The organism is Rhizobium sp. CFBP 13644 (genome assembly GCF_014842165.1).
Taxonomy (GTDB): domain Bacteria; phylum Pseudomonadota; class Alphaproteobacteria; order Rhizobiales; family Rhizobiaceae; genus Agrobacterium; species Agrobacterium tumefaciens_C.
The window spans coordinates 205,301-230,839 of sequence record NZ_JACYVF010000002.1 but is presented as its reverse complement, the minus strand read 5'-3'; the positions used below and the strand labels follow the sequence as shown (position 1 = coordinate 230,839).

Here is a 25,539-nt window from a genome sequence, read left to right as displayed (position 1 = left end):
CCGTCGAAAACTAGGAACCTGACATGTCGAAAATTCAGATCATCTGCTCGAAGCCGGGCATCCGTCGCAACGGCATAGAGAACCCGGCATCCGCTATCTACGAAAAGGATCGTTGGACCGACAAAGAGCTAGATGCGTTCAGAGCCGACCCGGCTTTCATGGTGCTGGATGCGAATTCTGCAAGCACCGCTTTTTCCGGGCCGGAGTTTGATGCGGCTGTGAATGCCAAGGTCGAAACCGCGAAAGTGGAGCTGGAAAAGGCGTTCAACAAGACCCTCAGCGAAACTCTCGCCGAAAAGCTGGCCGAGGCAAAGGCAAAACATGACAACGCCATGGATGCGCTCGGCAAGAAGCTGTCGGCAGCCGAGGCGAAAGTGAAGGAGCTTGAGGCCGCCGCAAAGGCAGACGCCAAAAAGATCACCGAACTTTCCAAGCCATCCGAGAACGGCACGAAATAACCCCCCGAGCGACCGCACGGCGGCGGGGCGATACGGCCCCGCCGCACTTCACTAGGAGCAATTCATGTACGCCACCGTCACCGATATGATCGCCCGCTTTGGAGAGGTGCAGATCGTGCGCCTGTCCAATCCGGAAGATCGCACGGCTGAAGCGCCTGACGAAGTGAAGGTCAACACGGCACTGGAAGACGCCACGGCCCTGATCAACAGTTACATTCGTGGCCGCTACCTCGTGCCGATCGCAAGTCCGCCGAAGGACATCGTGCGTGCAGCCTGCGTTATCGCCCGCCATGATCTGGCAGACACGGAACGCTCCAGCCCGTCTGAAGAAATGACCAAGGGTAAAGCCGAGGTCATCAAGTGGCTGGAGAACATCGCCAAGGAAATCGTGCACCTCGACATTCCGCTTGCAGCCGTGACAGGCGGCAATGCCGTGGGCTCCGGCCCGCGCATCTCCGATCGCGAGCGCATCGTGACCTTCGAAACATTGCGAGGGTTTTGATGGACACCTTTCCACTAATGCCGATCCGCAATCAGGAACCGCTCATCACCGAGCGGCTCCGTTTGGGTTTCCCAAAAAAGACTTTCACCATCGAGCGCGTGCCGCAGGTTTTAAGCCTGACGGAGTTCAAGCGCATTACCAAGCTGACGCCGTTCATCGGCCTCGCCTGGACCGGCATGAAGCCAGACAGCGATAACGGGCGCATGCTGAAAGGAAATATGCTCTGGCGTCTTATCCTGGTGAACTCGGTTTCAAGCGGCCTTGAAGCTCGCTTTAAGGGCGACCGGAGCGATATCGGCATGGATGCCATGGTCGATGTTTCCACCGTGCTGCTGCAGGGCGTCAATTTTGCCGGTCAGGGTGCAACGAAAGTCACCCTTGCCAACAGCGTGATTGCTGACGGGTGGACCGATGACAACGTGGCGATTTCCCAGATCGACTTTTCCTTCAGCTTCGCATGCTCGGTCGCAGCAACGGGCCTGATGACGCCTGAAGACTTCAAGGATCTGGGCATCACCTGGTCTCTTACCGACGATCCGAACAGCGACACCGTTGCGGACGATCTGTCCCTTCCACAGGAGCAACCATGAAATTTCTCAAACCAGCCGAAGGCCGAACGGTCGACTGTGTGGACGGCTCGCCATGGCCCACAGACGGCATGGAGGCCGAAGACACGCTCTTTGTTCGCCGTCGGATTGCTGATGGGGATCTGATCGATGCGACACCCGACGATGCACCCAAGCCCAAAAGGAAGTAAGAACCATGGACTTTAACGAGATCCCGTATGATTGGCTCGAACCGGCCACCCTCCTCGAAATCAAGCCGAACTATCGCAACACGGGCGTTCTTCCTTATCCGACGCGTGCGCTGATTGTCGGTCAGAAGCTTGCGAACGGTGCTCTGCAGGCGGGCCAGCTGGTTGAGGTCACCCGTGCTGAAGAAGGCTCAGCCCTGTTTGGCCTGGGCTCGGTTGGCGCTGAAATGGTTGCGGCCTTCCGCAATGCGAACCGCACCACGCCGTTGTTCGTGACGGCACTTGCTGATGACGCTGGCGCCGTGAAAGCGACGGGCACCATCACGTTTGCAGGCGCGATCCCGCAGGCGACTGTTTTGCGGTTCAAGATTGCCGGTCGGCCTATTCGCTTCACCGCGCTCACCACGGACAACGTGGCAGCGATGGCGACAAAGCTTGCCGCTGCCATCAATGCCGACACGGCCAATGCTGTCACGGCCGCAGCGGCTGCCGGTGTGGTGACGTGCACCGCCCGAAACGGCGGCGACGTTGGCAACGATATCGATCTGCGTGTCCACACAGAAGCGCAGCCGGTGCCAAACGGTTTGAGCGTGACAGTCACCGCCATGGCAAACGGTGTAGGCAATCCTGCCCTTCAGCCAGTTCTCGATCTTTTGACGAACACCTGGTTCACCCATCTGGTCGTTCCGTTTGCAGATGTCACCAATCTCGCAGCTCTGGTCGAATGGCTGCGCAATCGCTACACCGCAACTGCAAAGCTCGATGCCCACGCATTTACGGCCAAGCGCGGCACCTACGGTCAGTTGAGCACTTTTGGCAACCTGACGAACTCTGCACATCTGACATGCCTTGGTCTCAACAAGTCGCCGACGAGTTCGTGGATTATCGCAGCTGCGGCCGCAGGTATCGCCACCTTCCATCTGACCAACGACCCAGCCCGCCAGTTGCGGTCGCTTGTGGTGCCAGGCGTCGAAGCGCCGTCGCCTGCCGACCAGTTTCTTGAAGAAGAAAACAATCTGCTTCTTCAGCGCGGGATCTCCACCTTTGACCATCTGGCGGACGGCACCACCACCATTTCCCGCATGATCACGACATACAAGGTCTCGGCGCTCGGCGTGGCTGACCGGGCGTGGCTGGATATCATGGTGCCGCATACGCTTTCACGCATCCGCTACGACTGGCAGGCTTATGCCTCCCTCATGTATCCGCGTTCCAAGCTCGTCGATGACGACGCGGCCGGTGCATTTGCCAGCCGCAACGATGACGATAGTGATCCAGGCACAGCCGTGGTGACGCCTTCGCGCATGCACGCCTCGTGGGCGGCCCGCTGCAAACTCTATGGCGAGAAGGTCTGGATCGAGGACGTCAATCGCACCGTAAAGGAGAGCATTTTCCAGCGCTCATCCGACGACAAGAACCGGCTGGAAAGCCGTCAGCAAATCCGCATCGTCGGCAATCTGATGGTGCTTGCCGGTAGTCTCGAATTTCAGGTCTAACAGGAGTTTTTGAACGATGACACAAACACTGGGCATCGTCGATATCGTCTGGCGGGGGAGAAACCTGCCGGTCGAGACGGGCGCGACACTGCGCCTCGGCGGCATCAAGAATAACGCGGTGACCTATGGTCGCAAGGTGAGCCGCGCTCAGGAATACCAGGGATCGGAGATCTCCGCGACCACCAACCTTGAGCGCGGCCAGCGCTGGGGCAACACATGGGATGCAGGCGAAGGTGAATTGCAGGTGATCTGTGATACCGGCCAGACCTACGTCTTTAACGACGCCTTCTTCGTCGATGATATCCCGACCATCACGGGCGGCGAAGGCGGTAAAATTGCACTCAAGTGGGCGGCGTCTTCGCCCGAGGAAATCCTGTCATGAAGACGGTGCCCAAAACTACGCTTCAGATCGACATGGACGAGGACGCGGAAGGCGTCTCCACGTCCAACACGGTTGTCGAAGAAGACAGCGTTACGGTCATCGAGGACGGAACGGCCGAGATCGTTGATGAAGATATCGACCCGCTGGCAGCATTGCCGAAATCCGCCAAGAAGAACGACGACGGCTCAATTTCGTTGCCGCTGGAATTCCCGGTCACAATCCTCAGCCGGAAGGACGGAAAAGTCCGCGACCGCAAATTCGAGGAGCTGACGTTCCACCGGCTCAACGGTGCCAACCAGCGTGCGATTGCCTCGGCCACTGACGACATGATGTCTGTCGTTGCCTTTGCACAGTCGACCCGGATCAATCAGGCCATCATGAATGCTCTCTTTGACAAGATGGATGCCGCCGATATCAGCAACGGTGGGCGTGTCCTCAACCATTTTTTGTCGAGTGGCCGCAAGACTGGCCGATAATGACGGGCGGCGTCGCTGACGGCTCCGGCTTCAGCGCCGCCGAAATATCGGCCATGACGATCTCTGAATTGCGGTTCTGGTGGAACTGCATTATGGCCTACAGAAACCACGTCAGCGAAAAATCGAGAGGTTGATCATGCCCGCCCGCGCGGGTGGGCATGATGCCTCCGCGCGCCCGCGCGTATGTTGCCCGCCAGTGAGAGCGGGGCGCGACCGTGGCCAATAGAAATATGAACCTTGATGTGATCGTGCGTATGCGCGATCTTTTGACCGGCCCTCTGCGCCGGTTGCGCAGCTCCCTCGAAGGCATCTCTAATTTCGCCCGCAAGATCGGTGTTGTCGGTGCAGCCGTCGCAGCCATCTCCTTTATGGGGCCAATGCGCGAGGCCGCAGCGTTTCAGCAGCAACTGATCGATATCGCCGGAACGGCCAATCTCACCAACGAAGCAGCCTTCAAGTTCGTAGATCAGCAGAAAGCTCAATACGAAGAGCTGGCGTTGCTCGTCGGTCAGACCTCCGACATCATTGCGTCAGGCGCTGGTCAGATGATCGCGGCCGGTGTGGATCGGTCGTTGATCGATGCGTCCATCGGAACGATCGGCAAAGCTGCGACCGCAGCGAATGCCGAGTTCAGCGATATGTCTGCCGTTGCCACGTCGCTGCTTCAGACGCTGAAAGTGCCATCAGACCAGCTTGAGAGTGCGCTTGGCGGACTTGTTGTGGCTGGCAAAGAGGGTGCGTTCGAACTTAAGGATATGGCACGTTACCTGCCAACGCTCACAAGCCAGATGGCAAAGTTTGGTGTTACCGGCCGCGAAGCCGTCAACTTTCTTGGCGCGGCGCTCCAGATCGCCCGTAAGGGAACATCTGACCCAGCCGAGGCCGCAAACAACCTCAAGAACTTCCTGTCGAAGATCCTCGCCCCAACGACTATCAAAAACTTCGCGGGAATGGGTGTCGATATTCAGGCCGTGATGCAAGATGCAGTCCTCAAAGGGATTAATCCCATTGAGGCTGTCATGCAGAAGATCGTCAAGCTGACGGGCATTTCGGGCAAAGAAATCAATAAAATGATGGAGGGGGCCAAGGCGAAGGGGCTGGAAGGTGCGGACGCCCTTGCCGACGTTCGCGAGCAGCTGGAAAAGATACATGGCGCTGGCGCATTGGGAGAGTTGTTCTCCGACATGCAGGTTATGGACTTCTTGATCCCCTTCCTCAGCAACGTTGACGAGTTCAAGCGGATTAAAAACGAAGTTGCAGAAGCGACAGGCGGTATCATCGATGCCGACTTCGAAACCCAGATGCAGGGCCTCAATCGACAGCTTATGATCTTTGGCGAAATCGGGCAGCAAGCAAGCCGCGAAGTCGGGCTGGCGTTCGGGACATGGATGCCGATGATCAACGGCTACCTGATGGACGGCCTTAAATGGCTTCGTGAACTGGATGCGTCCACAGGCGGCATGGTCAAGCAGGGGCTCGCGTTGGCTGGTGCTGGCGTGCTGGCAGCTGCTGCGCTGGGCGCTTTGGGTTTGGCCATTCCATTGATCGGAGCTGGACTGAGCGCCGTTCTGGCCTTGGTATCGCCAGTCGGCTTGGCTTTGGCGGCACTCGCTGCGGGAGCGGTTCACGTTTACCGGAACTGGAGCAGCTACGCACCGAAGCTGATAAACCTTTGGGGTCGTGCGAAAACTGCCATGCGCGATCTCGGCACTGCGTCCGCCAGGGTGTGGAACGGGATGATAGCTGCGGGGCGCAGCCTTGCTGACCGTTATGGACCCATGATCGGCCGCGGGCTGGCGAATGCCTGGACAAGCGCGAAAGTCGGGATGGGTCGCCTGAAAGAGGTTTTCGAGGGCTTTCAAAAGGGCTTCACGCTCGACCTGTCTGGCCTGAACGTCGACAGCGCAACCGTCATGGCGCTCAACGCCCTGGATGCTGCGTTGAACGGCATTAGCGATGCATGGGAGCGCATGAAGTCTTTCGGCAATGGCTTTGCACCGTACTTGTCAACCATTGGCGAAAACCTAGGAGGGACGGTGCAAGCCTTCGCAGAAACCGGTCAGGCGATTGGCCGTATGGCAACTGCGATTGGCAGACTGGTCGGAATAGGAGACGCCCAGATCGGCAGCATCTTCGAAAAAATTGGCGCGTTTGCCGGTGGCCTGACAGGCGAAGTCACTGCGCTTATCCGCGATCTTGCAAAGGGTGTGGCGTGGTTGGCCGACAGCCTTGCAAAGGTTCTGGAAAGCCTTGCCAACACACCAGACTGGAAAGCGTTTGTGCCTGATTGGGTCGCAGGTGCGTTCCAAGGCATCGCAAATGCTATCAATGCCGTGACAAGCGCCGTCCAGGGCATGAGTTACAAGCCGGGCGAAATCCTTCCGAACGGCGTTGCCGCTGGATCGTCTGGCGATGGAAGTGACAGGGCGGCGGCCCTCGATGATTTCCTGAATGGGCCGGGCAAACTTCCTGCCAACAACAACACGTTGCCTGCGCAGGCTGCCACCAGCACGACAGTTGGCGGAACGATCAATGTTCAAGTTACCGGTCCAGCTGCTGTCACGAGCGTCACTTCCGACAATCCTTCCGTTCCGATCAAGCCTAATACTGGTCGGGCAGTGGGGCGGCCCTGATGAACCTAGATAGTCTGGACACAATACCCGGTCTTCTTCCCGGCATGTACCGTGGCATTCCGCTCCACATTGCTGACACCACGACAGACAGCGGACGGCGTGTTCTGGAGTATCTTTTCCCAGGCGTTGATGCAGCCGCCTATGACGACTTTGGGGTGCTGCCGTCTGTGGTTTCCATCGACGCGCTGGTTATCAGCGATGATTACAAGCTGAGGGCTACGGCTCTGCAGGCCGCCTTTGAGGCCGCAGGACCCGGCCTTCTTTTGCATCCATGGCTTGGTCCGATGTCGGTCATGATGGATGAGCCGGCGCAAATATCTTTCTCGTCCAAGGAATTGCGCTTGGTGCGTATCAGCGCCCGCTTCAAGCGGGTGCTTGCCGCATCGAGCCTTCTTAGTGCGGTTGCCTCGGGCCTTGGCACTGCCGTTTCGTCCATGGTGTCAGCCGCCTCGGCTCTGGCGCTTGCCGTTGGCCTGCGCATCATTACCGCGACCAGGACGGCATCTGTTACCCGATCGGCCCGCATCGTTTCGGCCGCCGCCAGCGCCATCACGCCACCGGCTGGCTCCGCTCGCGTCATGCCTCAAATCTTGAAGGCACTTTCGAAGGCTCCCGCCACATCAACCGGCTATGATCTATGGATTGCTGGCGCAGCGGCTCTTATCGAGGCGGCGACGGATGTTCCCGCTGTTGCCCCAGCAGCCTCCGCACCTGTCGAAACAAGACCGTCAGTCCAGAGCGTGATGGAGATCGGCTTGTCATTTGCACGCCGACTGTCCGACGCTGCCATCGTTGCGCCGTCCGATTCCGATCGTGCACTTTTGCTGTCGGCCGCTGCCCAGTTCCTCGCGGCCGCCGCCGCCCAATCCAGCTACGGCGACTATGCATCACGTCGCGAGGCTCAGAATTTTCGTTCCCGAATGACGCTCGCCATCACCGCCCTGGTCGAAGAACTGGAGACCTTCGGCTCCGCTCTTTTCCAGGCGGAAGCCTCTGCGCTGATCCGGGCGTCGCGCAATCTCCACGCTTCCGTCATCGCTGACATCAACGAAGTGATTGGCCGCCTGCCAGACGTTTTGACATTCAAGCCAACAAACGACATCAGCGCCTGGCAGCTCGCGCTGCATGTCGCGGGCGATACACCGTCGCGCATTGAGGATGTTTACAGAGATATCGTCGCCCGTAACGATCCCAGTCATCCCGCGTCGATGGAGCCGGGCGCAATCGAAGTTCTGGATATCCGCCGATGAAGCTCAAAGGCATTTCCCTCGTGATCGACGGCCAGCCTTATGACCAATGGCTGTCGGCCGAGGTCACGCGAGACCTGAAGGATTTTTCCGGCAGCTTCAGCTTTACGTTCCGAGACAAGGCACGGTCCGGTCAATCCTTGCCCTACGCGTCTGCGGGTTCAGCCTTCAAACTGCGTCCTGGTCCTTCCGTCGATATCTTCATTGATGGTCGGGCTGTCTTGAAAGGCTGGCTGGAAACCGTGTCTCCCGACATTGGAGAGCGTCAGGCCAGCGTCACGATTTCCGGCCGTGACAAAACGGGCGACCTGATCGATTGCGCAGCTTTGAAGGACACGGCCGAATACAAGAACGTCAAGCTTGAAGACGCTGTCAAACGGATCGTTGCGCCCTATGGTCTTTCCGTTCGCTCTGAGATCGACACCGGCGCGCCCTTTGCTCGCTACTCTCTCGATCTGGCTGAAAGCGCGTTTTCGGCCATCGAAAAGGGCACTCGAAGCCGACATGCCTTGATCCTTTCAGACGGCGTTGGCGGGGTTGTCATCACCCAGACGGGCAAGTCTCGCGCTCCCGCTGATCTGCGACTGCCCGGTAATGTCCTGTTCGCGTCTGCCTCCTTCAGCCATGAGGGCCGGTATTCGGAAACCATTGTTCGTGGACAGGGTGAAGCGGCTGGGAAAGAACGCGGGGCCGCGTCGCTGGATGTAACGGCCGCGCCGATCTCGGCCTCGGATCGGCAAGACAGTGATGGGTCTGCCACGGATCGGGAGCGCAAAGGCACGGCCGCTACGGGTCGCGCCAAGGATGACGAAATCACCCGCTACCGCCCGATTGTGCATCTTGCGCGCTCCAAGGCCGACAATGTCTCGGCGCAGGACGAGGCCGACTGGCGGAGCCGCACGGCCCGCGCCAAGAGTGAAGAGATCACGCATACAGTGAAGGGCCACGTTGCCAACGGCCAGCTCTGGACAGTCAACCAGCTCGTTTATGTTTCTGATGCCTACCTCGATGTCGAACGCGACATGCTGATCTCTCGGGTGACGTATCGCGAAGACGAGTCTGGACGCGCCACAGAGATGGCAATCATCAGCCCTGAAGCCTTCGACAAAGAGCCTGTCGGCAAGCGGCGTACAAACAAGAAGGCCAAGGCCTCAAAGTCATCCGGCGCGATCGATGGAAAGGCACAGGCTCTATGAGTGACCATGAAACCACCTCCAAAATTCGCGGCATGGTTCGCCGGGTCGTCCTGAAGAACATCAAGGATGACGGCGAAGCCCAGACGGCAAGCGTCGAGGTGGCAGACGGCATCTGGCGCGACAACGTAGAAATCTCTCAAGTCTATGGTCTTTCCAGCCATGCCCCGGAAGACGGCGCACTGGCCATCGTGCTGGCCATCGGCGGCGATGAGGGCGATATGGTCGCGCTGCCGGTTGGCAATCCCAGCAAGCGGCTTGGCGGCCTGGGCAAGGGTGAAGTCGGGATCTACAACGAGCATGGCGACAAGATCGTTGTGGATGCCGGGGGCAACATTCGCGCCACGTCCGCAACGACTGTGTCGGCTGAAGTTGGCGGATCGAAATTCACCCTGTCAGCCAACAGTTTCGAGGTAGCAGTTGGCGGCGCTACCATGAAGTTTTCGGCGGCCGGACTTGAGGTCACGGGCGGTCAAGTTAAGCACAACGACAAGAATATTGGCGATGACCACGGCCATGTTTCTGCGCCTCCTGGTGTATCCGGACCTCCGGTTTAGTGCTGCCGCCCGCTGTGGCAGGCATGATGCGGTACGCGCGCGCGCGATAGTTTCGCGCCATGTTCTACGATCTCGCGCTCACCTATGATGCTTCGACGCGCCGTTGCGATCTCACGCTCGGCGATGACGGCGATCTGTTGATTGACGAAACGCCGGTTCCATCCATTATCCTGTCACTCGGTCTTGATCGTCGCGCATCCGTTGATGATCCCTTGCCGGAAGGACGTTCCCAGTTCCTGACGCCCTCAAGCTTTTCCGAACGTCGTGGCTGTGTTGGTGATGGCATCGATCCGTTTGGTGAGATGAGCGGCTCCAAGCTTTGGCTGCTGGACCGGGCGAAAGAGACTGAGACGACACGGTTGATGGCCGAGTATTGGCTTCAGGAAGCTCTTGCCTGGGCAAAGAGCGAAACCGGAGCGCCCGCCCAGATCGAGGTGGCATGGGTTCGCCCTGGCGTGCTGGGTTACCGCGTGGCCATCGATGACAGTGCAGTTTCCCTTTCCAAGCGTGTGGATCTCTGATGGCGTGGATCATTCCAACCGCTGGCGAGATCTTCGCAAAGATTTCGGCTTCGCTTGAGACGGGCATTCTGGCTATTCGTCCGGACCTGTCACCGCTCGCCATATCGCGGGCCGTGCGATCTGCCCGTGGTGTGTTTTCCCAGATCGGTCGGGCCGTTGCGGCCGAGCTGCGCGAAGTCCATGATCATCAGGCTTACTGGGCAAGGCAGTACATGCCCGACAGCGCCGACGACGACGCCATGATCTTTCGCCATGCGTCGATCTGGGGAACCGAGCAGCGCGGCGCTCTGACCGCCATCGGTTCTGTCATGATCGAAGGCATTGCCGGAACTGTCCTTCCAGCCGGTATCGAGCTTTCAGCAAGCAACGCAGCGCTCTATGTCACGACAGCCAGCGCGACGATTGGCTTAAATGGGACAGTTATCGTTCCGGCTTCCGCCAGTGAGGCTGGAACGGCTGGCAACCTTGAAAGCGGCATCCGGCTAGCAACTGTCACGTCATACCCGGAGATTTCGCGAGTGACCATCGCGACGGCACTGTCGGGCGGCGCGGATGAGCAAACGCCCGCCGAGATAAAAGCTGCCTATTTGCAACGTATCCGGCAGGCTCCGCACGGTGGCGCGGGCTTTGATTACCCGGTCTGGGTGGCGCAGGTTGCCTCTGTCAAAGCGGTCGCTGTTGTGCCCGACTGGATCGGCTATGGCTCTGTTGGCATCGTTTTGATCATGCGCGATGATGACGGCTCCGCCCGCGTGCCGACCGAAGCCGAGATCGCTCTGGTTCAAAACCATCTTGGTCCACCATCGAGCCGAACCGGCGTCAAGCCCGTGACCTCGCGGACTGTCGTCGTAGGCGGACAATTGACGCCTGTTCCTCTGACCATCCGATTGCGTCCGGACACTGCTGCCACAAGGGCAGCGGTCACGGATGCCTACGCCCGCTTCATCGCAACCATTGGCGATGACGATGACGCCCAGAATGACAGTCCGATCGGCGCGCTGATCGAGCGGTCGCGGATCTCCGAAGCGATTTCGTCCGCAGCCGGCGAGTACGCCCATGATCTGATCGTACCTGCCGCAGCCTACACGCTTCAGCGCACGCAATACCCCGTGCCCGCTGCCATCATCTTTGAGGATTAGGGATGGCAAGACCGGTTTCAACAATCCTTAAAAGCCTCATACAGAACCTTCCAAACGGCTGGGCACTTGGCATGCGTGGCGGTGTTCTGGATGCGGTCCTGTCGTCGTTTGCGGTCTCAATCGGCACGATCGAGCAGGATGCCGAAGAGCTGATGCGCGAGACGGACCCGCGTGCTGCCAATGCGCTTTTACCGGATTTCGAGCGCTGCCTCGGGCCTGACCCGTGTGAGCGCGACACGTCGCAACAGACATTGGAGCAACGCCAGCGCATTGCGCATCAGCGCTGGACTGCCAGAGGCGGCCAGTCGATCCCTTACATGATCGAGGTCGCTGCCAAGCTTGGCGTTGATATCACCATTGAAGAATTCTGGCCGAGCACTGCTGGTGGCCTTCGCGCAGGTCAGCGCCTCTTGCCCGAGGGAAGCCAGTTCGTCTGGCGCATCAACGTTCCAGGCCTCGTCAATGTGGTGAAGTTCCGCACCGGCGTCAGCCAGGCAGGGCACCGTCTTGGCACCTTCACCCTTTCTGAAATCGAGTGCGAGCTGCGCCGGATCAAGCCAGCTCATACCCATGTTGTTTTTGCTTATGGAGATGCCTGATGGATCGAATTATCGGTGTTGGCACCACGGATATTGGCGCAGGCCGACGCGGCTTTCGTGACGAGGACTTGCCCACCGGCATACAGGGCACGGTCGTGACTGCGGCCTTCCTGAATTCGTTACAGGAAGAAATCATGCAAGTCCTTCTGGAGGCCGGAATTGAACCAGACCCGAACGACTGGACGCAGCTTGCAGCGGCGCTCAAAATCATTCGCGGCAACGCAGATCGTTTGAGGTGGTTAGCGGTTCTTTCCATGACCACGGCTGCGCCACCAGCTGGCGCAGCCGCTGGCGACAGCTACCTTGTTCCGGCTGCCGCAACGGGCGTATGGGCTGCAAACATCGGCAAGATCGCCGAGTGGACCGGCTCGGCTTGGTCTTATGCAACTCCGGTAGACGGCCACGGGATCTCGCTTCCAGATGGCCGCATCTTCGAAAGGGTGAACGGCACCTACGTCGAGAAGATCGCCCTGGATGTTCAGTCCGGAAAATGGTCAACCGGCGTCATCGGCGGCACCTCGAACGCCATAACTGCAACTCTGACGCCCACTGCGCCAGCTTTGGTCGCAGGCATGTCAGTCGTTCTGAACATCACAACGCCCAACACCGGCCCGGTTACACTCAACTTGGCTAACAGCGGTGCGCTGCCCGTGGTCAATGTCTTCGGAGCACCGCTCTCCGGCCGTGAACTCGTTGGGCCTGTCCGCTTTACCTACGATGGTGCCAAATGGTGGGCGTCGGTCACTCAGCCTGTTTTGACTACGAACCTCACGTTCTATGTCAACGCAGCGACCGGCAATGACAACAATAACGGCACCACTCCAGGCACTGCATTCGCTACGATCCAGAAGGCTGTGCTGTTCGCCCAGCGTATCAATCTCAATGGGTATGGCATTTCGATCATCGTCGCTGACAGCAACTATGTTGGTCCTGTGATCCTGGGGGCCGTCAGTGGCGGAACGGTCAGTATCATTGGCAATATCGGCAATCCTGCCAATTGCGTTGTGAGCCAACCTGTCGGCTCCAGTTTTCTTGCCATAACTGGCCGGTGGAAACTCAGCGGATTTACTGTGTCCTCGTCGGGAGCCAGTGGCGGTGACGCTGGTTGCGGCGTCTATGCAGCGGCAAGCGGTGCTGCGGTTGATATCTCGGCCATGAGCTTCGGCTCTTGCTTTGGACCGCATCTTTACGCGTCCAATGGCGGCAACATTATCATCACCGGACAGATCAATATCATCGGTAACGCCCCCATAATTTTGTCAGCAGCTGTCAGTGGCAACATCACCCTTAATCCCGCCGACAACCCTGTCCTGAATACGCCAAACAACATCACGATCTCAAATGCGTCTGTAGTTGCCGATGATCTTGGCACGATCTGGGGCCGTTTCTCGTCGACCATCGGAGCGGGAGTTGTCACCGGCAAGAGGTTCAGCGCCAGCAAGAACGGCGTGATTGATTCACTGGGTGCAGGCGTAAATCACTATCCCGGTTCAATAGCAGGCTCGACCGTCACGGGCGGCCAATACGCATAAGAGGCTTTCATGAACTTCAATCCTTTGGACTGGTATTGGATCGACGAAACCGGGCGGATTTATTCCTCTGCATCGGAGTCGGTGGTCAATGAGGATAGTCAGGCGTTTCAGGCCTGGCTGACGAGCGGTAACTATCCAACACCTTGGCCTCGCGACGAGTGGGGCAATCAGACTGATGCAGCGCTCCTCGACGTTGTGAAGGATTATGGTTTGGTTGTCGGATCCAGCGCGCTCGATGCTGCCCAGCAGAGACGTGTTGCGACCCTGACTGTGATTTGTGGTGCGAAGATCACAGGTGGCTTTGCGTCCGCTGCATTGGGCGCGGCCCACATCTATCCAAGCGAAATGAAAGACCAAATCAACCTTATGGGTTCGGTTACCGACAGCATCATGCCGGAGCTTCCTGCCGACTGGCAGACGCCGTTCTGGTGTCGCGATGCGGGCGGTGTCTGGAACTGGAAAATGCACAATGCGGCTCAAATCCAGCAGGCAGGCCGCGACGGAAAGGCCCACGTCGTCACTTGCCAGACCACGCTTGCAACACTCAACGCCCAGATCACGGCGGCGAAAACCGTCACAGCCGTCAACGCAATCGGCTGGCCGATGGAGATCAGCACGTGAAAAGACCGTCTCTCGTTTCCTACTCCGATCGGCCGCTTTCCCGAGGGATTGCCACTCCGCAATCAATGGGGTTCGTCCCACCTCAGGGCGGGGGCGGATCTCCTGTGCTCCCAAACGCTGCGCTGCTGGCTGCTCTTCCTGCAGATCCGCTGATTGCAGAAATCGGCGGTTCCCGCGAGCGCCAGAATGGAGAAGGGGCAGCGGGACAGGTTCGCACGATGTCCATGGGCCAATTGATGTGGGCGCGTATGCAGGGGCAGAATTTCCGCGCGTCGTTCTATTACGATGCTGCCGGGCAATCCCGGATAAACGGTCTTGTCTTCGCGCAGGATGGCGAGGGCTTCATTCAGATGAAGCAGCGAGTTCCAAAGATTTTGGCGTCAGACGTACACCTCGTTATCGTGGCTCTGTCTTCCAACTCGGTACAGTTCAACAACCCTGACGGATCGACATTTTCCGTTGATGGCTACTTGAACCTTGTCAAACCGATGATCCTCGCCCTGATCGCAGGCGGCAAGGCGGTCGCGGTGAAAGAGCTTTGGGAGCGCGGCACGAATGCTGGTGGGCCTTGGCTTGCCGGGAACGCGCCTCGTCTGTTGATACCGGCCATCAACGCAGCAATGAAGACATGGTGCCAGGACAACGGTATTCCGTTTATCGAAGTCCGCTCGACATTCGTTGATCTGGCATCCGCGAGTAAAGAGCCGGTCGCTGCGCTTGTTCGCCCTGACATGACCCACCTTTCCACCCTTGGCGGCAAGGCAATGGGTGACATCTACTTGGCCGCTCTTGGGCCTTACCTCAAAGCGGTGCCGGCCCGTGATCTATTGACGGGCAACCTTGTCACCAATGCTGCTATGAGCGGCACGGGCGGCACAGTTGGCGCGGCTGTGACTGGCCAAGCACCTGACAGTCATACGGTTGCTCGAACCGGTGCGACAACTGCCACAGTTTCATCCGCCGTCGTAGTCAAGAACGGCAAACGCTGCACAGAAATCGCTACCGACACTTCCACCATGACGGCGGCGACGGCTGAAGGCTTCACACTCACCCCAGCGGCAGTCACAGTCGTTCCCGGCAAGTGGTATGTGCCAAAGGTGCGGTTTGAGGTCGATGCGTTCAACGGCTGGCTGGGTGCGCCTCAGATCAGATTAACGACAGGCGCTAACTCATCTTTCGGAATGGGACCAACGAACAGCGGGGGGTCGACGGAAACCTCTGTATCGACTGCCGTTCTTCCCGGCCCTGCCGTGGCCTATTCCGGCGTCATTGAAGGCATGCCGTCACAGGCGACAACGACAAGCGCGAGCCTCTATGCGGCCATGTACTTTGCGCCTGGTAGCGGCATAGCAAAAATCCGGTTCACGGAAATTGCCTTGCAGGAAGTGCCAGACCCATCGTTGTTCCTTTATGACGAGGCGAACACCACGCCGCTGACATTCACGTCATCTGCCTCGATGACGACGGCAGAAGAAAAACCCTTCGCAACCGCTGTAACCACATCGCGTCCAGCTTCATTCAGCCTATCAGGCACGCATGCAGCACTGTTCGCCATCGATCAATACGGCAACTTAACAGCCGGTGCCTTCGATGCCGATGCAGGCGGCTCGAACGTCTATACATTCACCATCACGGCCAAGCCCTACAACTTGTCTTTGCCGTCTGTTAGCCAGAACGTCACGCTAACCGTCACCAACATTGACGACGGCTATACGGACTTGTTTACCGGCACCAATGGCACGGACTTGGCCGACTACTCGGCCAACTGGACGCGGGTAGGCGGAGCCTCCGGCGCGATCACGATCAACACCAACGCGGCAATCAACAACTCGGTCGGCGGTGCTCTTCCGATCACCGCGTACCTTGCTCCTCAACAGGGCGACACGCGGTATCAGCAAATAGGCTATATCCCTGTCGGGGCGGCGTCCGCTGGTTTGCGTCAAGCAATTCTTGTGCAGGACGAAGCAAACTCTTTGTATGTGGTGCAGGGGTCCGGCGTCCCGGTAGTGCAACGCTTAACCGCTGGAACGCCAAGCACGTTGCTGGCGACAGTGCCGTATAAGGCTATAGCAAATAGCGACGAGATCATCGCCAACCTATACAGTGACGGCACAAACGACATTGTCCAGGTGCTGCAAAACGGCGTTGAGATCGGAGCGGTGAATGTCAACGGCATCCTTCCGGCTGCTCGAAGATCGGGTTTGGTCAGCAACGCATCATCTGGTTCCGGCAACCGAACGGACAAGTGGAACAACCGCGTATCGGCTGGAAAGATCATCTCCAAGGTGGCGGTGAAGGCGCTGACGATGACGCCGCTGGTCGGCCCGTCCGGTGCCAATTACGCGGGGGCGCTGTCTAACAGAACGACAAACTCGGATATCACTGTCAGCGTAACAAAGGGCGGGGTGCCGCAAACCGACTGGATTGCGGATGGAGATTTCATTCGCGGCCCTGTCCTTCTCACCGGAGAATCCTTCACGGTCAGCGTTAAGGAGAACTACAGCGGAGCAGTTAACGATGGGCGTGTGACTGTCTTCACCGTTGTGGGCCCATGAAGCACCAAGTCTATAGGCTCTTCAGCCCCAGCATCCTCAAAGGCATCACCGACAAAGCCGTGGCGCGGGAGTTCATTCGCGTCACGGGTGGCATCGGCGGCTCGCTCTCGATGCTCACCGGCCATGCTGCCGGTGAGACGCAATCGCCATGGACAGCAACTGGTGTCAAGTTCCAGGAGGGCGGCACTGATTGGTGTGTAGAGCGGTGCACAATGAAAGGGTTTCGGACACGTCCTGCACCCGGCAAGACCTACTGGCAGGGCGATGGATTTGCCACCGAGCATCCCAATGCACGGATCACCTTTGAGCGCTGTCAGGCTTTCGAAAACGCGGATGCAGGCTTCGATCTCAAGGGGCCTGACTTCCTACTTGATCGCTGCAAGTCGGTTCGAAATGGGAAGAATTATCGCCTGTGGTCGGGCGGTGATGTCACGACAATTGAAACCATCGATCCAAAAGTATGCCACTTGCATCTCTGTATTTCGGCCCAGCACGCCGAACGGCAGGTGATCAAGGTAGGTCATCTGATAGCGTCTGGAGATAAGCCGCTCCTCTATGTCGAAACGGTCAAGGGTGCTATCCCTCCGAGGATCATCATCGACAAGCTGACGCTGACGCGTGTCTCGAAGCTGTTGCAGGTATCGGGTGCGCAGCCGGAAATCTCGTGGCCCAAGGATACCCCTTCGAAAGGGCTTTAAGTGGCGCTTGAAGAAAGTTTGACTGACATATTAGATTCTAAAAATTCCGGAAACGCGCTACATGGTGCAACCGGTCAAAGACAATATTGAGGGGCACATGAGAAGAGCGGCGGCGACTTTGGCAATTTGTTTATTTGGAATGGAGCATGCAGCTGCTGAGCAATTTGGAACGTTCGACTGTGTTTCATATTCAGATTTCGCGAATGCTTCCGTCAAAACGGCATTGATGCGTATTGGCAATTTCAGCATCAACGAAAAGTTGGCAGGAACAGACTTGAAATCAGCAGGCTTATTGCTGGCCTACGCTGCTACCAACGAGACCTCTGGCCTTGTGTACCTTGCAAGCGACTTCATACTCTTAGACGCTCAAGGCGCACCGCTTGCTGCTATCAACGCTTCACCTAGAAAGTTATTTGTCGAGGCAGGAAAATCAATGATTGTTGATGGTTCGACAATCGCATCCGCAGGAACGCTCGCGATGGCACGAAAGGTTTGCATTCGCATATATCTGTCAGTACCCGCTCGTAAGTAGGTTGCGAAAGGGGTGGCGAAACGACAGAGTCTTCGCTGTCTCTCGCAAGTCACGCGCAACATTTTGAATGGGACTTAAGGAGCGTTTGAATTGAGTTTGACAGACCTTATGGAATTCTAAAAATTCCGGTTTCTCGTGTCAAAATTCCGAAAACGCGCTACAGGGTACAGGGCGGTTGCAAAAGTCAGAACTTGCAAAACGTGCTGTCAAATTTGCAAAACCGCGCTACAGGGTACAATAAAAGCAAGTAGCAGCAAAAGCTTGAGCTTATACAAGTCTTAAATTGGAAAAAGTGGTAGCGGGAGAGGGACTTGAACCCCCGACACGCGGATTATGATTCCGCTGCTCTAACCACCTGAGCTACCCCGCCACAGAGGGACATGACAGTTTTGTAACTGGCTTGTCCATCAGGATGAGCGGCTTATAAGGTGCCGCTCCGGTCAGTGTCAAGCGTAAGATGCGCAAAAATTCTGCTTTCCACGACGTCGCTTGAACCCATGCTGTTGTTAGGCGGCAACCTGGTTCTGAAGCAGCGCCTTCAGCGATGCTTCTGCCTCGGGCGAACGTTCCGAGCGCTCGATGAAGCCGCCGCCATAGACGCGCGCGTCGGCACCGGGGGCTGAGTAGAGCACGCAGGCCTGACCTGGGGCCACACCGGCCTCACCAATGGCGAGATCGACATAGATGCCGCGCTCATCCGCATGCAGCACAGCCTCGCTTGGCGGGCGCGTGGAGCGAACCTTGGCGAAGCAGGAGAAGCCTTCTCTCGCATCGTCCAGCAATGGGTTGTCGCCAAGCCAGTTCATGTCCCGCAGATACACGCGGTGCGTTTCCAGCGCCTCACGCGGGCCAACGATAACACGGCGGCTGCGCGCATCGAGATAAACGACATAAAGCGGCTCGCCGGTGGCCACGCCAATGCCGCGCCGCTGGCCAATCGTATAATGCACGATGCCGTCATGGCTACCCAGCACACGGCCATCGAGATGCACAATATCGCCCACCAGTGCGGCGTTCGGCTTCAGCTTGTTGATGATCTCGGTGTATTTGCCCTGCGGGACGAAACAGATGTCCTGGCTGTCTGCCTTCTTGGCAACGACAAGGCCCATCTCTTCGGCCAGCTCACGCGTCTCGGCCTTGGAAAGGCCTCCGAGCGGAAAGCGCAGATAATCGATCTGTGCCTGCGTAGTGGCAAACAGGAACCAGCTCTGGTCACGGTCGCTATCGATGGGGCGATATAGAGCCCGCCGGTTGGGCTGGCCCGGCACCGGGTTCAACCGTGAGCGGATATAATGCCCGGTCGCCAGAGCGTCAGCGCCCAGTTCCTGCGCCGTTGCCAGAAGATCGGCGAACTTGACCGTCTGGTTGCAGGCAACGCACGGCACAGGCGTTTCGCCCATGGCATAGGCTTCGGCAAAGGGATTGATGACGGTCTCGCGGAAACGCGCTTCGTAATCGAGCACATAGTGCGGAATGCCGAGCGTTTCGCACACGCGGCGGGCATCGTCGATGTCCTGCCCCGCGCAACAGGAACCGGCCCTGTGAACGGCAGCTCCATGATCGTACAGCTGAAGGGTAATGCCCAGGACATCATAGCCCTCGCGCTTGAGAATGCCTGCCACCACCGAGGAGTCGACACCACCGGACATGGCGACAACAATGCGGGTGTCTTCCGGCTTCTTATCAAAGTCGAGCGTGTTCACGTGTTTTTCCAATCGTCAGTCATACCGGGGTTCAAGGCCCCGCCGCCTGTCGTATCTGGCTTGGCAAAGGCAGGTTCCATGACCCAACACCGCGCAACATCCAGATTTTTCAGGCCTGCATATAGAAAGAAATGAGCAAACACGCAAGTAGAGGGCGACATGGCCGCCCTCCCCGCATCAATACCTCTGTTGGTTCGCTCAGGCGCCGGCCGTTTTCTGGCCGCTGCCAATCCACTTGTCCCGTTCCCGCCACAGGGCTGGAAGAGAGAGCATCGCAACGCCCACCAGCGCGATAACAGTCTTTTCAATCTGCGTCAGTTCAGCGGTGCGACCATCCAGATAGTAGATGCCGTAAACAATCGCGACATGCCAGACGTAGACCTGCAGGGAGTGGCGACCCAGAAGCTGTAGGAACCGCAGAGACAGAACCCAGATAACGGCAGCGGCGGCTTTCTGCACCAGTTGATTGTGATGCTTAGGGCCAGCAATCAGCAACCATGTCAGGCCCACGGCCACAGCCAGGAAGTTGATGAGGTACACTGGGCCGAAGTCGGCACGGATTTCCATGGTGGAGAACTTGCCGAGCATGAATTCCGGCATCAGGTTCCACGCGGTTGCGATGCGCAGCGGAACGAAGAACAGGCAGACCAGCAGTGCCGCCTTGGCAATCCAGCTGCGTTGTGGCGAGAATATCTTCGTCCAGGCAATCTTGTTCTGCGCCGTCATGGCACCCATCACCAGCGCGGAGTAGAACACTAGCTGCCAGCCAAACAGGTTGAAGCTGACGCGGATGCCCTGCTCGTCAGCACCCTTTACAAGTTCGTTGACGGGTGCCGTAAACAGTTGCTGCAAGCCAAGCTGGCCAGCCATCCACACCAGAAGCGAACCGGCAACGACATAGGCCCACTTCCCATCCAGGCACAGCTTCACCAGCAGCGGCGCAAACACCATGTAGACGATGTATTGCGGCAGAATATCCATGAAGGTGGGCTGAAACAGGAAGGTCGCAATGGCAGCCAGACGAAGCGGATCGTCAAACGATGTCATGCCCAGCCAGTTGTACCAGATATAGGGAGCATGCGGGATGACCATGCGCGCAAACAGCACGACGATCACAAGACCCATGGCGTATTTGTAAAGCTCCAGCGCCCGGCTCCAGATCATGTCACGACCAGCTTCATAGCCGTATTTCATCATCTTGCGCGCATAGACCATGCCAATCAGCAGGCCAGACAGGAACACGAAGCCCTGAGCGTCTTCCACAAAAGCCAGCTGGCGGTGGTTGATCTCCATCAGCCACAGACCACCTGCGAAGACGAGGTGATTGATAAGCATGAAAACGAGGAAATAACCGCGCATTCCGTCGATCAGGTCGAAGCGTTTCATCGTGATTGCTCTCCATACTCGCAGGAACCTTTTGAGCCAAGGTCGCCTGATCCGAATGACAGGATGGTTCTTGGGGCACCATCCAAACCTGGATCGAGAACGCTGCTTCCAAGCTAGGGTTCCGCCCAAAATGGCGGTTTGCTGTCCGCGTCCGTGTCACATTGCCGTGTCCCGGTCTGGTTAACGGCCCCTGACTGAACGCTGGATGAATGGAAAAAGGCCATTGCGTGGAAGAACTGCGGCAAGCAGAATCAATGGCTTGGCGCTCAAGGCGCTGCATTCCCTGCCCTGTAAGGCGTTTGCAAAAGATATGGCCGGTGCGGGAGACACCCGCACCGGCCATAATCATTGTCAGTATATTTTAAGATGCTCAGGCAGCTTCCTGGATCGCGGCAACCTGCCACTCGGCCTTGCCGGAGCGAACAAATGTCCACAGCTCGACCGATTCTTCTGGCTTGTTCTCGTCGCCCTGAACGATCTTGCCGGTGTTTCGGTCGCGCATCACGTCGATAGCGGAATAGCGCATAGCGACCGTCGCGAAATCCTTGCCCTCTTCGTGCCAGGCTTCGGCCACATCACCCTGCAACAGCGTCACATCGCGCACATCGTTCTTCACGCCGCTGGTTGCGTTGTCGCTCAATTCCTCGGCCAGATAGGACATGGCTTCCGGTGTGGTCAGCTTGCGAAGCGTGCCGTAGTCTTCCGCAGCATAAGCGGACTGCACATTCTGAAGTGTCTGCTGGAATGTTTCGAGATCTGCCTGCGTCATGCCAATCTCATCACCCTGAGACATGGCATTTTCATGCGGTGTAGCCTTTGGCGCGGCAGCTGCCGCTGTAGCCACACCCGCTGCCGCGCCAGCCTTGGAACCCATCTGCGGGATCTTGAAGCCGCCCAGCCCACTTTGGTTATTCTGCGGGGCAGAATAATCGTTGCGTGCGGCATTGTTGCCGGCACCGCCAAAAGCTGGCTGGCCCTGACGACGAGATCTGAAGAAGCGCATGGCGAGCATCACAAGGCCGCCAATCAGAAGACCCTGGATCAGAAGACCGAAGAAACCGGCCATGCCGCCGAAGCCTCCGCCCATGAGCATGCCGAACAGGCCGCCCATCAGCAAACCACCCATGAGACCACCCATCATGCCGCCAAACATACCGCGGCTCTGCGGAGCCGCCTGTGCGTTAGGGCGTGCTGGCTGGGCTGCGCCCGGCTGCGTCGCCTGGTTGGTGTTTGGCGTCATGCTGCGGTTAATCGGTGCAGACTGGCCCGGCGCAGTGTTTGTTGTCGGTGGCGCGGAAAAGGTGCGTGTACCGCGGCTGCCGAACCCGCCACTGGCGCGTCTTGCCTCAGCCATATCGACAGCAATGAACGATACGGCAATTCCCAATGCCGCAACCGCAAACAAACCCCTAAAGCGCCTAATGGCAGCAAACATCATCTTCTCCTGTTGCACCGCCCTCCCAATGAGCGGATCTTGAAATGCGATATAGCAACTATGGATCATCATTTTTAGACACATGGCATAAAATTTTTCGTGATATGCAACCATAGGTAAGTATTTGATCGAAAATACAAAAAAACCGGCACAGGATTTCTCCTGTGCCGGGTGATGATAGCAATCGAAAAGCGCGAGGACTTAGTCGATGTTGAAGGACAGCGACTTGACCTGACGGATGGCAGGATTTGCGCGCAGCTTGTCCAGCACCGTTTCAGAAACAGGACCATCGACATAGAGAAGCGCGATGGCGTCGCCGCTTTCCTTTTCACGACCCAGCTGGAAGTTGGCAATGTTAACGCCCGCTTCGCCCAGCGTCATGCCCATGAAGCCGATCATGCCGGGAACGTCGGTGTTGGTGATGTAGATCATGTGCTGACCGACATCGGCATCCATGTTGATGTTCTTGATCTGGATGAAACGTGCCTTGCCATCCGAGAACACTGTTCCGGCAACAGAACGGATCTGGTTCTCGGTCTTGACCGTCAGCTTGATGAAGCCGTCGTAAACGCCGGTCTTGTCGCGCTTGACTTCGGAAAGGATAATGCCCTTTTCCTTGATCATGATGGGCGCGGAAACCATGTTCACGTCAGACACCTGCGGGCGAATGAGACCGGCGAGAAGAGCCGATGTCAGCGCCTTGGTGTTCATGTTGGCGGTTGCGCCATCATAAAGGATTTCGATTTCCTTCGTAGCGCTTTCCTGCACCTGGCCCACGAAAGAACCAAGAACGTCAGCAAGCTTGATGAAAGGCTTCAGGCGCGGCGCTTCGTCAGCGGTAATCGACGGCATGTTGATGGCGTTGGAAACGGCACCCTTGACGAGGTAGTCCGACATCTGCTCGGCAACCTGCAGAGCCACATTTTCCTGTGCTTCCGTGGTGGATGCACCCAGATGCGGCGTGCACACAACATTCGGCAAGCCAAACAGTGGGCTTTCGGTCGCAGGCTCAACCTCGAATACGTCAAAACCGGCACCGGCAACATGGCCGGACTTGATGGCGGCAGCAAGAGCTGCTTCATCCACCAGACCACCACGGGCGCAGTTGATGATGCGAACGCCGGGCTTGGTCTTGGCAAGGTTTTCAGCGCCGAGAATGCCGCGCGTCTTGTCGGTCATAGGAACATGCAGGGTGATGAAATCGGACTGAGCAAGCAACTCGTCCAGTTCAACCTTGGTCACGCCCATTTCCTGCGCACGTTCTGGCGAAAGGAAGGGGTCGTAGGCCAGAACATTCATCTTCAGCCCGAGCGCCCGCGAGCACACGATGCCGCCAATGTTGCCAGCACCGATAACGCCGAGCGTCTTGCCGGTGATTTCAACACCCATGAACTTCGATTTTTCCCACTTGCCGGCCTGCGTGGAGGCGTCAGCAGCTGGCAGCTGGCGGGCAACGGCAAACATCAGCGCAATGGCGTGTTCGGCAGTCGTGATGGAGTTGCCGAAAGGCGTGTTCATGACGATGATACCGCGACGCGAGGCCGCTGGAATATCGACATTGTCGACGCCAATACCGGCGCGACCGATGACCTTCAGGTTGGTCGCTGCTTCGATCAGCTTTTCCGTTGCCTTGGTGGCAGAGCGAATAGCAAGACCATCATAATTGCCGATGATTTCGGCCAGCTTGTCCTTGTCCTTGCCAAGCTTTGGCTGGAAATCAACTTCAACGCCGCGATCGCGGAAAATCTGGACGGCGGTTTCCGACAGTTCGTCAGATACGAGTACGCGAGGTGCCATTGTGTGGGCTCCTTGAAAAGGGTTCAGTCTTGAAAGCGAAAATGCGCGGCCCTGCCGTGGCAGGGCCGGATAAAATCAGGCAGCAGCCTTGAAGGTCGCAGCCTTCTGCGTTTCGAATGCCCACTTGAGCCAAGGCATGACGGCTTTCATATCAGCCGTTTCGATGGTTGCACCGGCCCAGATGCGAAGACCGGATGGCGCATCGCGGTAAGCACCGATGTCCAGAGCCACGTTTTCCTTTTCGAGAAGGGACACCATGCCCTTGGCGAAATCGGCCTGCGCGGCGGCGTCAAGCGCTGCAACATCCTTGCAGACGATCTTGAGGCAAACGGACGTGTTGGAGCGCGTTTCGTCCACAACGGCCAGATTGGCAATCCAGTTATGCTCGGCCACGAAGTCGAAAATGACCTGCGCATTGGCATCGGCACGCGCCATCAGCGCGTTGAGGCCGCCGAGATCTTTGGCCCAGAGCAACGCATCGATATAGTCTTCGACGCAGAGCATGGATGGCGTGTTGATCGTCTCGCCGGTGAAGATGCCTTCAATCAGCTTGCCGCCCGAAGTCATGCGGAAAATCTTAGGCAAAGGCCATGCCGGTGCGTAAGACAGCAGACGCTCCACAGCGCGTGGTGAAAGGATGATGACGCCATGGCCACCCTCGCCGCCCAGAACCTTCTGCCAGGAGAAGGTCACGACGTCGAGCTTGGAGAAGTCCATGTCCTGTGCAAATGCGGAAGAGGTCGCATCGCAAATGGTCAAGCCCTTGCGGTCTGCAGGAATGAAATCGGCGTTAGGAACGCGAACACCCGATGTGGTGCCGTTCCAAGTGAAGACCACGTCACGGTCGAAATCGATAGTGGAAAGGTCAGGGAGAAGGCCGTAATCGGCTTCAATCTTGCGAACGTCCTTGAGCTTCAGCTGCTTGACGACATCGGTCACCCAACCGGCACCGAAGCTTTCCCAGGCAACCATGTCCACGCCACGTTCACCAAGCAACGACCAAAGCGCCATTTCAACAGCGCCGGTGTCAGATGCAGGAACGATACCGATGCGGTAATCGGCTGGAACATTCAAAACTTCGCGGGTGAGATCAATGGCCTGCTTCAGCTTGGCTTTGCCAACTTTGGCGCGGTGCGAGCGACCAAGAGGTGCGTCGCTCAAGGCTTCCAGCGACCAACCGGGGCGCTTGGAGCAAGGACCAGAAGAGAAATGCGTATTGTTCGGACGGGTGTCCGGCTTCACTATATCTGTCATTTGACTATCCTTCCAGATAGGCGCCCCACGTTAGGGTGGAGTGTCCTGACAGCGTTGCTATTCGTCTCG

At 57.8% G+C, this 25,539-nt stretch carries 24 protein-coding genes and 1 tRNA gene; 19 read left to right on the top strand and 6 right to left on the bottom strand.

Annotation, left to right across the window (positions count from 1 at the left end):
• Positions 1–23: 23 nt before the first annotated feature.
• The 19 genes from IFT53_RS06160 (at position 24) to IFT53_RS06070 (ending at position 17,895) form a co-directional block, all read left to right on the top strand.
• A complete protein-coding gene (locus IFT53_RS06160; RefSeq protein WP_192064394.1) occupies positions 24–458 on the top strand; it encodes a hypothetical protein in 435 nt (144 codons plus the stop codon).
• 64 nt (positions 459–522) lie between these two features.
• On the top strand, positions 523–960 hold the full coding sequence (locus tag IFT53_RS06155; RefSeq protein ID WP_192064395.1) for a gp436 family protein: 438 nt from the start codon (positions 523–525) through the stop codon (positions 958–960).
• Entirely contained in the window at positions 960–1,550 is a 591-nt protein-coding gene (locus tag IFT53_RS06150; RefSeq protein WP_192064396.1) for a hypothetical protein, read from the top strand. Before IFT53_RS06155 ends, IFT53_RS06150 begins: the two co-directional genes overlap by 1 nt.
• Positions 1,547–1,717 (top strand): DUF2635 domain-containing protein, encoded by a 171-nt coding sequence (locus tag IFT53_RS06145; RefSeq protein ID WP_192064397.1) that lies wholly within the window; start codon positions 1,547–1,549, stop codon positions 1,715–1,717. Before IFT53_RS06150 ends, IFT53_RS06145 begins: the two co-directional genes overlap by 4 nt.
• Positions 1,718–1,722: 5 nt before the next feature.
• Complete coding sequence (locus IFT53_RS06140; protein ID WP_192064398.1) at positions 1,723–3,210, top strand: phage tail sheath subtilisin-like domain-containing protein; 1,488 nt, start codon at positions 1,723–1,725, stop codon at positions 3,208–3,210.
• A 16-nt stretch (positions 3,211–3,226) separates the two neighbouring features.
• On the top strand, positions 3,227–3,592 hold the full coding sequence (locus IFT53_RS06135; RefSeq protein WP_192064399.1) for a phage tail tube protein: 366 nt from the start codon (positions 3,227–3,229) through the stop codon (positions 3,590–3,592).
• Positions 3,589–4,068: a hypothetical protein gene (locus tag IFT53_RS06130; RefSeq protein ID WP_192064400.1), complete on the top strand. Its 480-nt coding sequence runs from the start codon at positions 3,589–3,591 to the stop codon at positions 4,066–4,068. The genes IFT53_RS06135 and IFT53_RS06130 overlap by 4 nt, the downstream gene beginning before the upstream one ends.
• Before the next feature lie 215 nt (positions 4,069–4,283).
• Positions 4,284–6,701, top strand: coding sequence for a phage tail tape measure protein (locus tag IFT53_RS06125; protein WP_192064401.1), 2,418 nt, complete (start codon positions 4,284–4,286; stop codon positions 6,699–6,701).
• Complete coding sequence (locus tag IFT53_RS06120) at positions 6,701–7,951, top strand: DNA circularization N-terminal domain-containing protein (protein ID WP_192064402.1); 1,251 nt, start codon at positions 6,701–6,703, stop codon at positions 7,949–7,951. The genes IFT53_RS06125 and IFT53_RS06120 overlap by 1 nt, the downstream gene beginning before the upstream one ends.
• A complete protein-coding gene (locus IFT53_RS06115; protein WP_192064403.1) occupies positions 7,948–9,144 on the top strand; it encodes a phage baseplate assembly protein in 1,197 nt (398 codons plus the stop codon). Before IFT53_RS06120 ends, IFT53_RS06115 begins: the two co-directional genes overlap by 4 nt.
• The gene (locus tag IFT53_RS06110; RefSeq protein WP_192064404.1) at positions 9,141–9,698 is read left to right on the top strand and encodes a phage baseplate assembly protein domain-containing protein; all 558 of its coding nucleotides are present in this window, start codon (positions 9,141–9,143) and stop codon (positions 9,696–9,698) included. The genes IFT53_RS06115 and IFT53_RS06110 overlap by 4 nt, the downstream gene beginning before the upstream one ends.
• 59 nt (positions 9,699–9,757) lie before the next feature.
• Positions 9,758–10,219, top strand: a complete 462-nt coding sequence (locus IFT53_RS06105; protein WP_192064405.1) for a phage GP46 family protein — start codon at positions 9,758–9,760, stop codon at positions 10,217–10,219.
• A complete protein-coding gene (locus tag IFT53_RS06100; RefSeq protein WP_192064406.1) occupies positions 10,219–11,358 on the top strand; it encodes a baseplate J/gp47 family protein in 1,140 nt (379 codons plus the stop codon). The genes IFT53_RS06105 and IFT53_RS06100 overlap by 1 nt, the downstream gene beginning before the upstream one ends.
• A gap of 2 nt (positions 11,359–11,360) precedes the next feature.
• Positions 11,361–11,957, top strand: a complete 597-nt coding sequence (locus IFT53_RS06095; RefSeq protein ID WP_192064407.1) for a YmfQ family protein — start codon at positions 11,361–11,363, stop codon at positions 11,955–11,957.
• Positions 11,957–13,489: a DUF2793 domain-containing protein gene (locus IFT53_RS06090; RefSeq protein ID WP_192064408.1), complete on the top strand. Its 1,533-nt coding sequence runs from the start codon at positions 11,957–11,959 to the stop codon at positions 13,487–13,489. Before IFT53_RS06095 ends, IFT53_RS06090 begins: the two co-directional genes overlap by 1 nt.
• A gap of 9 nt (positions 13,490–13,498) precedes the next feature.
• Complete coding sequence (locus IFT53_RS06085; RefSeq protein WP_192064409.1) at positions 13,499–14,110, top strand: DUF4376 domain-containing protein; 612 nt, start codon at positions 13,499–13,501, stop codon at positions 14,108–14,110.
• Positions 14,107–16,665 (top strand): SGNH/GDSL hydrolase family protein, encoded by a 2,559-nt coding sequence (locus tag IFT53_RS06080; RefSeq protein WP_192064410.1) that lies wholly within the window; start codon positions 14,107–14,109, stop codon positions 16,663–16,665. The genes IFT53_RS06085 and IFT53_RS06080 overlap by 4 nt, the downstream gene beginning before the upstream one ends.
• Positions 16,662–17,363, top strand: a complete 702-nt coding sequence (locus IFT53_RS06075; protein WP_192064411.1) for a hypothetical protein — start codon at positions 16,662–16,664, stop codon at positions 17,361–17,363. The genes IFT53_RS06080 and IFT53_RS06075 overlap by 4 nt, the downstream gene beginning before the upstream one ends.
• 61 nt (positions 17,364–17,424) lie before the next feature.
• Entirely contained in the window at positions 17,425–17,895 is a 471-nt protein-coding gene (locus IFT53_RS06070; protein ID WP_192064412.1) for a hypothetical protein, read from the top strand.
• A gap of 293 nt (positions 17,896–18,188) precedes the next feature.
• Here IFT53_RS06070 and IFT53_RS06065 read toward each other — a convergent pair.
• The 6 genes from IFT53_RS06065 to IFT53_RS06040 all read right to left on the bottom strand — a co-directional run bounded on the left by IFT53_RS06065 (position 18,189) and on the right by IFT53_RS06040 (position 25,470).
• Positions 18,189–18,265: transfer RNA gene (locus IFT53_RS06065), tRNA-Met, on the bottom strand.
• Positions 18,266–18,401: 136 nt separating this feature from the next.
• Positions 18,402–19,598 carry a tRNA 2-thiouridine(34) synthase MnmA gene (gene mnmA / locus IFT53_RS06060; protein ID WP_192064413.1) on the bottom strand — a complete coding sequence of 399 codons (1,197 nt, stop codon included), beginning with the start codon at positions 19,596–19,598 and terminating at the stop codon, positions 18,402–18,404.
• Between the two features lie 198 nt (positions 19,599–19,796).
• Positions 19,797–20,984 carry an OpgC family protein gene (locus tag IFT53_RS06055; protein WP_192064415.1) on the bottom strand — a complete coding sequence of 396 codons (1,188 nt, stop codon included), beginning with the start codon at positions 20,982–20,984 and terminating at the stop codon, positions 19,797–19,799.
• A gap of 370 nt (positions 20,985–21,354) precedes the next feature.
• Positions 21,355–22,419, bottom strand: coding sequence for a Tim44 domain-containing protein (locus IFT53_RS06050; protein ID WP_192064416.1), 1,065 nt, complete (start codon positions 22,417–22,419; stop codon positions 21,355–21,357).
• A 201-nt stretch (positions 22,420–22,620) separates the two neighbouring features.
• Entirely contained in the window at positions 22,621–24,216 is a 1,596-nt protein-coding gene (serA, locus tag IFT53_RS06045) for a phosphoglycerate dehydrogenase (protein ID WP_192064417.1), read from the bottom strand.
• 75 nt (positions 24,217–24,291) lie between these two features.
• The gene (locus IFT53_RS06040; protein WP_192064418.1) at positions 24,292–25,470 is read right to left on the bottom strand and encodes a phosphoserine transaminase; all 1,179 of its coding nucleotides are present in this window, start codon (positions 25,468–25,470) and stop codon (positions 24,292–24,294) included.
• Positions 25,471–25,539: the final 69 nt, after the last annotated feature.